Origin of the sequence: Peribacillus loiseleuriae (assembly GCF_001183985.1) — a bacterium.
In the GTDB taxonomy this organism is placed as follows: Bacteria; Bacillota; Bacilli; order Bacillales; family DSM-1321; genus Peribacillus; species Peribacillus loiseleuriae.
Genome location: NZ_LFZW01000001.1, coordinates 2,287,587 through 2,299,603, shown reverse-complemented (window position 1 = coordinate 2,299,603; position 12,017 = coordinate 2,287,587). Strand labels below are relative to the sequence as shown.

11 protein-coding genes and 3 pseudogenes are annotated in these 12,017 nt (G+C 34.1%); 3 read left to right on the top strand and 11 right to left on the bottom strand.

From position 1 onward, the window contains the following. Positions 1-44 precede the first annotated feature (44 nt). The 4 genes from AC625_RS10750 to AC625_RS10740 form a co-directional block, all read right to left on the bottom strand. Complete coding sequence (locus tag AC625_RS10750) at positions 45-1,010, bottom strand: DUF4822 domain-containing protein (protein ID WP_049681291.1); 966 nt, start codon at positions 1,008-1,010, stop codon at positions 45-47. Positions 1,011-1,725: 715 nt separating this feature from the next. Next, positions 1,726-2,478, bottom strand: coding sequence for an SDR family NAD(P)-dependent oxidoreductase (locus AC625_RS10745; protein WP_049681290.1), 753 nt, complete (start codon positions 2,476-2,478; stop codon positions 1,726-1,728). A gap of 48 nt (positions 2,479-2,526) precedes the next feature. Beyond that, positions 2,527-2,685, bottom strand: a complete 159-nt coding sequence (locus AC625_RS26690) for a hypothetical protein (RefSeq protein ID WP_156187501.1) — start codon at positions 2,683-2,685, stop codon at positions 2,527-2,529. A gap of 5 nt (positions 2,686-2,690) precedes the next feature. Then, positions 2,691-3,803, bottom strand: a complete 1,113-nt coding sequence (locus AC625_RS10740; RefSeq protein WP_049681289.1) for an MFS transporter — start codon at positions 3,801-3,803, stop codon at positions 2,691-2,693. A gap of 480 nt (positions 3,804-4,283) precedes the next feature. Here AC625_RS10740 and AC625_RS25100 point away from each other — a divergent pair, with 480 nt between their 5' ends. After that, positions 4,284-5,753, top strand: a complete 1,470-nt coding sequence (locus tag AC625_RS25100; RefSeq protein ID WP_053178064.1) for a LuxR C-terminal-related transcriptional regulator — start codon at positions 4,284-4,286, stop codon at positions 5,751-5,753. Positions 5,754-6,285: 532 nt separating this feature from the next. Here the strand turns inward: AC625_RS25100 and AC625_RS28350 are convergent. Then, a complete protein-coding gene (locus AC625_RS28350; protein WP_342670989.1) occupies positions 6,286-6,474 on the bottom strand; it encodes a GyrI-like domain-containing protein in 189 nt (62 codons plus the stop codon). Next, entirely contained in the window at positions 6,450-7,097 is a 648-nt protein-coding gene (locus AC625_RS10730) for a MerR family transcriptional regulator (protein WP_342670988.1), read from the bottom strand. Before AC625_RS10730 ends, AC625_RS28350 begins: the two co-directional genes overlap by 25 nt. Before the next feature lie 78 nt (positions 7,098-7,175). Here AC625_RS10730 and AC625_RS26685 point away from each other — a divergent pair, with 78 nt between their 5' ends. After that, the gene (locus AC625_RS26685) at positions 7,176-7,337 is read left to right on the top strand and encodes a hypothetical protein (protein WP_049683682.1); all 162 of its coding nucleotides are present in this window, start codon (positions 7,176-7,178) and stop codon (positions 7,335-7,337) included. A 62-nt stretch (positions 7,338-7,399) separates the two neighbouring features. On the opposite strand, the gene AC625_RS10720 is transcribed toward AC625_RS26685, so the two are convergent. The 4 genes and pseudogenes from AC625_RS10720 to AC625_RS25740 form a co-directional block, all read right to left on the bottom strand. Beyond that, positions 7,400-7,885 (bottom strand): hypothetical protein, encoded by a 486-nt coding sequence (locus AC625_RS10720; RefSeq protein ID WP_049681288.1) that lies wholly within the window; start codon positions 7,883-7,885, stop codon positions 7,400-7,402. A 353-nt stretch (positions 7,886-8,238) separates the two neighbouring features. Continuing rightward, positions 8,239-8,794, bottom strand: a pseudogene (locus tag AC625_RS10715) (DEAD/DEAH box helicase family protein). A 131-nt stretch (positions 8,795-8,925) separates the two neighbouring features. After that, positions 8,926-9,138 carry a DUF6366 family protein gene (locus tag AC625_RS10710; protein WP_049681287.1) on the bottom strand — a complete coding sequence of 71 codons (213 nt, stop codon included), beginning with the start codon at positions 9,136-9,138 and terminating at the stop codon, positions 8,926-8,928. A 130-nt stretch (positions 9,139-9,268) separates the two neighbouring features. Continuing rightward, positions 9,269-9,511, bottom strand: a pseudogene (locus tag AC625_RS25740) (DUF3885 domain-containing protein); the annotation flags it as partial. 162 nt (positions 9,512-9,673) lie between these two features. Between AC625_RS25740 and AC625_RS10705 the strand changes: the two are divergent. After that, a pseudogene (locus tag AC625_RS10705) lies at positions 9,674-10,345 on the top strand (NAD(P)H-dependent oxidoreductase). Between the two features lie 419 nt (positions 10,346-10,764). Here AC625_RS10705 and AC625_RS10700 read toward each other — a convergent pair. Continuing rightward, entirely contained in the window at positions 10,765-11,985 is a 1,221-nt protein-coding gene (locus tag AC625_RS10700) for an MFS transporter (RefSeq protein WP_049681286.1), read from the bottom strand. Between the last annotated feature and the right edge of the window lie 32 nt (positions 11,986-12,017).

Here is a 12,017-nt window from a genome sequence, read left to right as displayed (position 1 = left end):
AGGAAATTTCTTACTTTAGCAAGTAATAGACTTTTTATAAATACTTAAAAGCTGAATGATGGATTTAAATCTCCCTTATATGGTTCATGCTCTACAAAGATTGTAATATCCTTGCCATCAGATGCCTTCCCGACACGTTTATAAGTAAACTTGTCATCGTTTAATTCAGTAAGTTCCAACGTTGCACCGTATTTATTATCGCCTATTGATACATGTGCCCGAATTTTATTGTCATGAATTACATCAAAGTAACCATAATCCCCACGACTCTCTCCCGTTCCTATTGTAAAAAATTCGTATTGATTCGTGCCTTCTTCAAACTTTGCAACACTCAAAAAATTCTCGTTATACTTTGTGACATCATTGCCTTTTTCATCAATTGCCTTTGTACCTTGCCATAATGTTTTACTAAGAATTTTATCCCCTTTTACATTAGTATTAATATTTCCTGTAGAAGTAGTAAACTTTTGAGGCGGATTTGTGAAGGCTAAATCATGTTCATCATATGGTATATGCTCTACAAACACTTCTACATCTTTTCCATCCGCATCTTCACCCGTACGTTTGTAAGTGAAAATATCCTCATCTAATTCAGTTATTTCGACAACGGCTTGATATTTCATCGTATCTGAAATTAAAATACGCTTCGTACCATCATTCGACATAAAGAATGTCCCCTCATCGCCACGTGTCTTGCCTGTTTTCGCGTCAAAAAATTCATATCGACCTGTCTCTGAATCATATTTTGCTAAACCGATAAATCCAGCATTTTCCTTAGTTAAATCATTTTTATCTTTATCGTAAACACGAGTACCGTGCCAATTTGTACTGCTTAATACATTCGCCATTTCTTGGCCCTTTGTAAGCTGTTGCTCATCTTTTTTAACTTCCGCCTGTTGATTTTGCAAGGTTGAATTGTTCGCCTCATTTTTTGTTGTTTCACCGCATGCGGCTAATAATGTCATTGAGCTGAAAATAGCTAGTGCTGCGAATTTCAAATTTTTCTTCATAATATTTTCTCTCCTTTATTATTTGCTTATCCTTTATTATGAAGCTCAGTTCTAAACTCTATATATCGCAAATATAAACAAAATATAAATTCGAGAAAATACGCATAATGTACTAAACATTATGCGTCGGTATAGTGAAATTTAACGGTAAATATAATAAAAAAGGCATATGAAATATTCCATATAAATTTCAACACTATTATAAATTAATTGATGACAATAAACCGCACTTACTTATGATACGGTTCACCGTAACAGTTATAACAGCGAAATTTCATTCTAAAAATTCATTACAATCTCTAGTTGCTTATTAGTAAAATACATAAAATAATTATATAACTAATCACAATTATGGGTAGTTAAATAGAGAGCACCTATGTACAAACAATTTTTATTTGCTACTTTATCCAGATATTATCCCTTTTTTAAGTTATTAAGATGATCAATTACTTACCTAGTATGTTTTTAAATCCTTCATCCCCAAGTCGATTTTGTCGTCCATCATTAGTTCACGGATTCTTAATATAAATAGTTGCTTTAGGAAAATAACAAAATAGCAAATTCACCTTTTAGAATTTTGATTACTAACATTGCATCAACTTCTAATGGCTTATCGTAATATTCTCTAACATCCCAAAATAAAAAAACAAGCACTAACAGGAGTGCTTGTTTCTTTGGCTATAAAAGGATATGTTATTCAGGAAAAAACCCTGAATTATCTTGCAGTAGCTCCACCATCAATAACGAACTCTGTCCCCGTTGTGAAAGAAGATTCATCAGATGCAAGGAATACAACTGTATGTGCAACTTCTTCGGTATTACCCATTCTTCCAAGTGGATATGCGTTATTTAATTCTTCTGTTGTACGTCCAGTTGCTTCTGAAGCATAGTCTGTCATTGCAGTTTCAATAAATCCTGGATGAATAGAGTTTACACGCACACCTTGGCGAGCAAATTCAATAGCAGCATCTTTTGTCATGATGCGTACAGCACCTTTACTTGCTCCGTAAAGAGCATGTCCAGGAGCTCCAAATAAACCAGCAATTGATGAAGCATTAATTATAGAGCCTTTATTTTGTTCTGCCATAACAGGTATCACGTGTTTCATACCAAGGAATACTCCTGTTACATTTATAGACATTAAGAGATTCCATTCATCTAATTCTATTTCAGTAAGAGGTTTGATGATATAGATTCCTGCATTATTAAATAATACATCGATTTTATCGAAATGGCTTCTTGTTTCACTAACAACCTTTTTCCAATCGTCTTCACTGCTTACGTTATGTTGTACGAAAATGGCTTCAGCACCCATTGCTTGAATCTCTTGAGCAGTGTTCATAGCCGCCTCTTTATTAATATCAGTAACGACTACCTTTGCACCTTCTTTTGCAAATTTTAATGCTGTCTCCTTACCAATTCCAGTTCCTCCACCAGTAATAATTGCAACTTTGTTTTGTAATCTCATAATAAACTCTTCCTCTCTTTAATTAAATGTCTTTATCAAAAAATATAATTAAGCAAGCTTTTTTACATCCGGTTTAACAAACAACAAGAATAATATTGAACATAATAGGATTGTACCTGACACTACTAAAATGGAATTATTATATCCTTGAATAACATTATCTTTTGATAAACCAATAAGAAATCCAGTAGCTACAGGAGCTATCATTCCACCTACATTTGAAATGACATTAAAATACTTGCCATAAGCCCACTTCGCTCCGGTACTAGCCTCATCATGATTTGTGGACCAATTGCAAAGTTTGCACCCGTTAAACCATAAGCTGTACCAAATGCAATGACATTCCAAACAGGGTTTTGTATAAACACTGCAGAAGCAAGCATCAGACTGCCAATAACAGCTGATACACCCGTCACTAATACACGGGATGTACGCCAATTTTGTGTTTTTGCTAGCACTTTGTCAGAAACCATCGACACTAGAAAAATTATTGCAGCGGAACTTATTCCAATTATTGAAACAGAAACTCCCATCTGACTAGAAGTCAGACCCGCTACTTTAGTTAAATAGTTCGGCATCCAGATTGCCGTCCATACGACAAATATAAAAGAAGAGAAGGCCAGAAATAATGTAAAAATTGAAGTTGGTGAAAAAATTGCCTTCACTACTTCTTTACCACTTTTCTTTTGAATACTACTTTCAACCGCATGTTTTGTTGCTGCTTTTTGTTCTATACTAGAAGGGCTTTCTTTTGTAGTAAATATAAATAGGAGAACCCAAATTACACTTATTCCTCCAAATATGGCAAAAGCAACTTTCCAGCCAAATGTTGTAAGCCCAATGATTACAGGCGCTAAAACTAACCCTCCTGCTGTGGCTCCTAAAGTAAATAAAGAGCTTGCGACTCCGCGTTTTTCAGCAGGGAACCACTTATTGATATGACTCATTGCAACTGGACCAAACGGACCTTGAAAGATTCCTAATAGGACTCTATATAGGATCAGCGCACTAAATCCATTAATTGCTAGAGCCCCAAATTGTATGATGCCCCACGATAGTATAAGAATGGAAAGTATTTTTTTCGTTCCAAACCGATCAGAAAGTGCAGCACCAACAATCCCAGCAATTGGAAACAACCAATAATAAGCACTTCCTACTAAGCCCCATTGGTTAGCATTCAAACCAAGATCATTCATAATTAAATCCGCTGAAAGGCCGATTATATTTTTTCCAGAGAAATTAATTAAATTTCCAAAAAACAAAAAAGCAATAATCCCCCAAAGAACCCAGCTATTTTTTTTGCTCAAAGCTAATGACTTGCCCATCTAGATGTTCATCTCCCTAAAAGCTTTATTCATGAAGTTAACCTCATATTGGAAAAAATAGTAACAAATCTTTCTATTAGAATACGAATTCACTCCAATTTCCTTCATTACGGTCGTTTGATAAAAGTTTTTTCAATATTTCGATTGGGTTCCATTGCATATTTTTCACATGTCAAAGCGTGTTGCGGTATAATGAAATAGCGCATCTCTCCTACATGCTAATGAAGATGTGATATTTCTTATACAGAAATAGAGGGGTCTTCATATTTTTAATATACAAAACCACTAGACCCAACGTCTTTAATTAATAAAATTTTACCCAAGAGTGATTCCGTGAATCGAAAGTAGTCACATATTGTTCACATTTATTATTTTACAATGTCACAGCCAGCTAGAACTATCCTATAAATTAAGGGTTATTCCTTATTTCCCCCCCTCAATATATAGGTAATTTATTCATAAAAGGAGAGACTATAATAAGTGCGACCTGATTCATTTCCCTATAGCGATATATCATTTGAGGAATTTATAATCTTTCTAAAAAAAAATAAAACCACCCTTCAAATGAATATTAATGTGCAAATAAGATTAGAAACTAGTCTATCCAAAGAAGAGCAATCTATAGTTGAGTTTCTCGCAAGTTCATTTTTGCAAATATTAACTGAACCAAATGAAAATAAGGCTCAAAGCGACTTAGATACCCTTTTAACTAATTGGATACAAACGTATTCAATGATTTTGGATTATCATTACTTACACCTATTCCACCTTATTTTGGAGAAGGGTTTTGCCAATTTATTAAAAAATTTAGCGGACGTAAAGGCATATTCGTATATGTTTTACTTACCTATTATTGCTTCGAAAGTTTCTAACCTATTTTCTAATTGGAAAAATGCTATTACAACTTTAGATGATTTTCATTCCCATTCTTCACAGAGCTTGTTACTTTCATATTTAGAATTATTTCCGATTCAACAACTTGTTCTTGTTCAGCATCATAATAAAACTAGCCCTGTCATATTTGGTTGGGGAAGAACAGAACAAGAAACGATCCGAAGAATTTCTTTATATCCGCTTGTAGAAATAAACAATGCTCAATTAAACGAGATATCTGAGCATTCACTATTATTAAAAGTTGGTGAAACTAGCATCTATCTTTACCCAAAAACAACATTAGAAAAGGAACAAGAAGAAACAATCAGAAATTATCTGTTTCGTTTTAATGTTTTCGCTAGTAATAATGCACAATATGAAAAAACTTTACTAAATAAATTTAAAGTTCTAGATGAACTCAATAAAGTTCTCATAAGCTACTCTGGGAGAAATGACTTCATAAAAATTATAAAGGGATGCGAAGAGCTCCTTAACTTCAAAAGATGCGTGTTCTATGCATATATTCCTTGGTCAAGTGAGTTTAAAGGTGTTATTGGTGAAGAATTATCGAAGGTTCAAAAAACACAAGGATACGTATATCCGAATCAGTTGTTTCATACCATGCTAATTACAAGAAAGCCAATATTTATAAAAAACCCTGTACATTCGGTAAAAAGTGAGACAATTGAGTTATTCAGTCTATCTTCACTAATTGTTGCTCCAATATGTCATTACGAAGAAGTTCTCGGTTGGGTGACTTTAGACCAGGTGGGAAGTGAGTTTGATTGTACGCAAGAGGATTTACAACTTATAGAGGAAGTTTGCAATAGAATAGGATTATTTCTAAAGAATTTCGATCATAATGTTTTACCAAGTAATAATATCGAATTAACTGACCGCGAGATAAGTGTATTAACTCTCCTAGCAGATGGATACGATAATAAAAAAATGGGGGAGTTCCTCCATCTAAGCGAGCATACGATTAGAGACTACATAAGTAGCCTTATGTTAAAGTTAAAAGCTAGAAATCGTACCCAAGTTGTTTCAGCTGGATTCCGTCTAGGATTATTAACCTAATTTCTAAGCAACACACTTTCTCGTGACTAATTTTAAATAAAGTGCCCGGATCTCCTTCGAAGAGTGATGAAAGTGTACTAAAATTTTGTAACATTGATTCGCTCCCCCAACTCGTAAAACCATTGATACCATATACAAGCAAAAGGGCAGTCACTCATTAGAGAATTGCCCTTTTAATAGAAGATGTGCGACACACTCGACATGCACAAGTGAATGTGAAAACTCATGGGGTGCTGAAGGGGTATACATTTCATTTAATCAAAGCTAATAATTGCTGTATTTTTTTATAGAATCCTTTATAAAATTAACTTTTTAAGGTAGTATCGAAAAACACAACAGCTTGCTCTTTCCAAGGTGCGATCCATTTTCACGTTTATAGACACTTTCATTATCTCCAACCAGCGAATGATAGTTGTACCGATTGGCGAAATCCAGTATATAAGGGCGCATGTTTCAAACGTATCCGAATGGTGGATTGCGATAATAAATTGTTATGATAACGACATCTTTATAGAAGCATCTCTCTTATATTTTATTTCAAATGAACCCTAATCTTCGTAATGTAGTGCTCCTCGTTATTTTTTACGACCCCATCATAAATATATTCTTCCATTACATAGTCCCCTATTTCATAATTCTTGCGTTGAATTTCTGAAAATAGGCGTTCATAAGTTAGATGAATATTTTCTTCTTTTCCTAAATGATAGCCAATTGCATACATTCCCGGTGCTGTTTCAAAGTACGTCTGGTTTTTTTTCGCTTTAGCTGCTCCATATAAAGATAGCTGTAGTTTGTATACTCACCTTCTAATACTTGTTCACGCAAGGTCATGCCCCCGATTTGAAATCCTGTATCTAGACCCATCGCATTTAGTTCATTGATGAATTGGGTGACTACCTTTGCAAATTCTTCATCTGTTATATCTTTTATATTTAGACTTAAATACAAAATATTTTCCGGAAAATATAGGAAGCTAATTTGATGGAAATCTGTCTCTTCAGCCTCCTCTAGCAAACTGATTTTCACATCCATCATCTTTTCTAAATTGTCTAATGCCCTCTTTTTCATGCGCACTTTTTCCTTTTGTTTTATCATTAAAGAATAAAATAATTCAGGTGACTTTTTTTCCATATAGCTTTGAATTTCCTCTAAAGACATCCCAAGTTCTTTTAATAGATGAATGACATTGAATAATTCTAACTGCCGGAATGAATAAAAACGATAGCCTTTTTTATTGCGATAAGTAGGCGTTAGCAAGCCAATTTGATCGTAATAGATTACTGTTTGCTTATTAACCTTACATAGTTTTGCAAACTTTCCTGTTGTCAAATATTTTTCAGACATGCGAAGTCTCCTCTCTTGACTATATAGTAACTATATACCTTAAGTTATATATACAAATGAAAGAAAAGTTTTGACATTATGTTTACTGAGGTTCGAGCTATTACAGACTCGAACAAAAAAGAGGTTTTAGATTTAAAAATTGCAGAGCAACAGCAGGGATTTATCGAGCCTGTCAGCCATTGTTTAGCAGTTGCTGAAAAAGACACACGTTATGCTCCCTTAGCTTTATATGAAAATTAAGAAAAAGGTTACCTCAGCAACCTGCCTTATTGAAGTAAAGCTACCCGTTAGCACAATAACAATTAACTAATCCAAGTCATTTTGGCTTCTTTGGATTTCCAATTATCATCTTTATAATGAACTGTGACTTCTACTCCAACCGCCCCTACACCTGAACGATACTTAGAACCCTCAAAAAATATATTATTATTAAATTTAAAATCAACTTTCGCTATTCTAAGAAGTACACCATCCAAAGCCATTGTATCTGGATTGTATAATCCCATTTCTTTCAGTTGTTCAAAAGTAGCATCCATAACTTCAACCTTATATTTTTCCTTGAAGTAGTTTAAAATTTCTTTTTTACCAGTTTCATTTACTTCATCGAAATTACTCATATCAATAGCTATAAATTCCATATCACTGCTTAACGCTTCATCCTGTTCCATTATAGAGTCTAATGCAACACTATATATTTCTCCTAAATATTCCTTTGGCTCTATACCAGTATTGCAAGCAGATAGCAATAACGAAACGATAAACAGGATTGTAAATTGTTTAAACTTCAAATTTAATTCCCCCTTCACTTATAAAGACGATGTTATATTTATTTATGTTACAAATGAATTTGTTTTTGAACTATCCTACCCGTTACTTCCATAAGAAAAAAGGCTTACTCTTTATTCAAGTAAAGCTACCCGTTAGCCATCCATGAAGCGCAAAAATCAGCGCTTCACCACAGAGAATGAAAATGTTCGGAACCGTCAATACTGGTTCTTAGTCCAGTCAATCCAAGCTATAGTTCAATTATTTGTGGCTCTCTCCATTTTTTTAACGAATGAGAAGGGTCTTCTTCGGTATTGTCTTTTTTCGAAGTTACAGGAGTTCATTTTCATGGTAGTTGATGAACATACTCGCAAGATTATAAATTAAATCTATCTGAAATTATTTCAGCTACTTCTATAGCACTTAATTTAGTATTATTTATTTTTATGTAATTTTCTTTTTTATTTCACCCTCGCAAGAGTTCAATCTGTGTTTTCTCATTGTCTCCTTTAGTTCCTTTTCTGACCAATCAATGTTTCTTTTTGTTGGTTTGTGTTCAAGTCGGTGTGGACTTTATTTCGTTCCAGTCTCTCGTCAATATTAGATTCTAATTCAACAAAATAAATACTTGCACCTTTGGATTTAAAAATTTCACAGAGACTGTCTACATAGTCCCAATCCTCTTGTTGGTCAAATGCCCATCCATAGGTAAATATCAAGCCTTCCTTTTCACTCTCAGCTACTGCCTTAAATATTTCCGTCCTAAATAGATTTGATATTCTCCACATTTCTGGACTAAATCCGAAAAATGGTTCAAGTAATTCAATCGTCATATGGTTGTGAAACAGTTTCAAATCAGATATCTTTTCTAATTCCTGCCCTACTGTCATTTTACCAACTGCTTGAGGTCCAAATATAAATACAAATTTCATAAACTTCCTCCATAGATGATTTATAATACTCTGAATTTTTTCGCATTTTTCTTACATACAACTAATCTTCCCCGTTTGTTCAATAAGAAAAAGGCTGCCGTAGCACCCCCTTATCAAGCTATAGCTACCCTTTAACGAAAAAAGACGGAATATATTATAAACCCTAATATTATTACAAGAATAAGTATTCCAGTACCTTTCCATCCCAAACTACCTACTAAATCGACAAGACTGCCATTGTTGGCTCTGTTAAAAGAATCGTTCAAGTTGCCTGTTGGATTGTTTTTAAATTCTTGTTGTCTTAATCTTTCTCTTTGTTGCTCTGGGGTTTCCTTGTCGCTCATCAAATCCCTCCTTTAATACAAGTTACCACATATCCCTAATTGATACTTAAACTATTCTGCTTCGTTAGTACAATAAAAAACGATGCCTTATTTAAACATCGCACCAGTTAGTTGAACAAGGAGACATCCTTTATTTGAATATCTCGTCTATTTCATTTCTGTCGTAATCTAATATCCAATCGTTGTATTTGTCATAAACATTTCTAATTGTTTCGGGCGAGGTCGCCAATAAATCACACCCCTTGTCATTATAAACGTGAAATATAGTTTTCCTGTTGATGTTTATAAAATAGACTCTATTAAAAATACTTGGTCTTATACCCATATCCTGATTGCAGATTGCTTTTAACATAGGAACGTATTTGAAGTCAGACGTTTACATCGTTAGCTTGATGGGCATGTGACGCTACCCCTAATAGTCCCATTTTTATGATTATGTTATAAAAATAGGACTACTTTAAAATTTATGTCTATCGTTATAATATATAAATATGCACGATAACCCAACTGAATAAATGAATGAATGAGGTGTAGTATGTTAAACACAATGATTAAAAAACAAGAAATTTTGGATGCATTCCAATTCAGATTTGCCACAAAAGAATACGATGAATGTAAAAAGATTTCAGAGGAAAATTTCAATTTCATTTTAGAAACAGGAAGATTGTCTCCCAGTTCATATGGTTTTGAACCTTGGAAATTTTAAATTGTGCAAAGCCCTAGGTTAAGAGAACGATTAATGAAAATAGCTTCAGGAGCAGAACGTCAACTGCGAGGAGCAAGTCATTTTGTCATAATACTCGCTCGCACAGATATTCGATATGATTCGGAATATATTATCAATCATATGAAATCTGTTCAAAAAATGCCTGATGAGCTTGTCGAAATGTTAGTTGGATCATTCAAAAATTTCCAAGAAAACAAATTGAAACTCTTAGAAAATGAGCGTACTTTATTTGATTGGTCATCTAAACAAACATATATTGCATTAGCAAATATGATGGCGGCGGCTGCACAAATTGGCATTGACTCTACACCAATAGAAGGTTTCAACTTTGATGATGTGCATTCCCTTCTTGAAAGTGAAGGTTTACTAGAAAACAAGAAATTTAAACCTTCAGTAATGGCTGCTTTTGGGTATCGTAAGGAAGGCCCTAGAAGACCCAAAACAAGAAAAAATCTCAGTGAAATTGTTCAATGGGTGTAAATCAAACCCTTTAGATACAAAACCAATACCTATTCAATAAGTAATTTTGACGCTTTTAAATAAAGTCACGACGTTTATAAAACAGTGTAATTTTAAATAAAGATGGATTATATGTAATAAAATTTGATAAAAAATGGGGTTGTCTTCAAAAGCCAGTAGATACTGACTTTTGAAGACAACCCCTTCATTGATGCAATAGTTTTTTTGCAATTTGCCTAAATGATAATTTAGGTTTCCTATTATTAAACAATAATTTTTTAATTTAAGTATTTTGAATCGCTAATTGAGATGATACATTTTCTTTAAATAATAACACTAAATTGGCTCATCTCATTTCTGTGGCATTTAAATCATATAATTACATAACAGTTATACAATAAAACAACTTAATCCCCCCTGTTAGACTGAGAATCATAACATTAAGCATTAATATTTCTTTCAAACGAACGTGATTTCATTAAAGTATTTACTTTTTCTGAACCAAGAAGCATAGCGACTATATAAGCCGTAATAAAAAAGGGGTAAATACCCATTGTAGAATAAGATACAATCATTCCAAGAATCGGTGGCAAAAATGTACTCCCTGTATAGGCAAATGCCATTTGATAGCCCATAATGGACTGAGAATGTTCTTTTCCAAATCGGGCCGGTGTTTCATGTAACATACATGGAAAAATCGGTGCCAATCCTAAGCCAACCAAAATAAATCCTACAAGAGAAAAATTAGTCGACAAGGGCAGCAAAAGAAAAGCAGCTCCAATCAATGCTGTAATCTGTCCTGCACGAATGAGAATGCGATTACTCACTTTCAAGGTTATAAATCCTGTAATCAATCTACCTACTGTAATTCCTGCGTAATACAAGGAAACCCATTGAGCTGCCATTGCTACGGATAAGCCCTTAACATTTACAAGATAGCTACTTCCCCATAAACCCATTGTCGATTCCACGCCACAATAAAATAAGAAAGATATGAGTGCTAGTTTTACACCTTTAATTTGTAAAGGTCTCACATGATGAACTGTTGTTTCATCATGCAAAATACTTTTTGAGTCATTATGCTCTCTGTTTAAATCAACCTGTCTGTTTTTTGCCACTCGATTCCATAACGGAAGAGTAAAAAAGAGGAGCAAGACCAACATAAACTGAATAACGGCAATGGCTACATATCCATGTCGCCAAGAATTTTGACCTGTGATAAACTGGGACATAATAATAGGTCCAAGAGAAGCCCCAACTCCCCAGAAACAATGTAACCAGCTCATGTGATGTGCTTTATAGTGTGTAGCAACATAGTTGTTTAATCCTGCATCGACAGCTCCTGCACCTAAGCCTAGTGGTACGGCACATATAATAAGCCAAATGAGGGATGGCGAAAACGAAAACCCTAAAAGTGCAACAGCTGTCATAAAAACACTAATTAATGTGACATGTCCAGTTCCCATCCGCTTAATAACTGTTCCGCTAGCTAGACTTGAGATGATTGTACCACCTGCAATTACCATGAAAAGAAAGCCAGCAGTTTCAATCGGCTTACCATAATCTGATTGCATCACCGGCCATGCCACGCCTAACATTGAATCAGGTAATCCTAAGCTAATGAACGCCATATATATGATTACTAAAAATAAAGTAGCCATTAAAAGTAACTCCCCCTGTATTTTTCATTTGT

Excerpts from the sequence above, each read along its gene's own strand:
- AC625_RS10700 (WP_049681286.1), bottom strand. The coding sequence starts at position 11,985 with ATGGCTACTTTATTTTTAGTAATCATATATATGGCGTTCATTAGCTTA.
- AC625_RS10730 (WP_342670988.1), bottom strand. The coding sequence starts at position 7,097 with ATGTCTGAAAAATATTTGACAACAGGAAAGTTTGCAAAACTATGTAAG.
- AC625_RS28350 (WP_342670989.1), bottom strand. The coding sequence starts at position 6,474 with ATGTATGCAATTGGCTATCATTTAGGAAAAGAAGAAAATATTCATCTA.
- AC625_RS10745 (WP_049681290.1), bottom strand. The coding sequence starts at position 2,478 with ATGAGATTACAAAACAAAGTTGCAATTATTACTGGTGGAGGAACTGGA.
- AC625_RS26685 (WP_049683682.1), top strand. The coding sequence starts at position 7,176 with ATGTTTACTGAGGTTCGAGCTATTACAGACTCGAACAAAAAAGAGGTT.
- AC625_RS10750 (WP_049681291.1), bottom strand. The coding sequence starts at position 1,010 with ATGAAGAAAAATTTGAAATTCGCAGCACTAGCTATTTTCAGCTCAATG.
- AC625_RS26690 (WP_156187501.1), bottom strand. The coding sequence starts at position 2,685 with ATGATAGCTCCTGTAGCTACTGGATTTCTTATTGGTTTATCAAAAGAT.
- AC625_RS10740 (WP_049681289.1), bottom strand. The coding sequence starts at position 3,803 with ATGGGCAAGTCATTAGCTTTGAGCAAAAAAAATAGCTGGGTTCTTTGG.
- AC625_RS10710 (WP_049681287.1), bottom strand. The coding sequence starts at position 9,138 with ATGAGCGACAAGGAAACCCCAGAGCAACAAAGAGAAAGATTAAGACAA.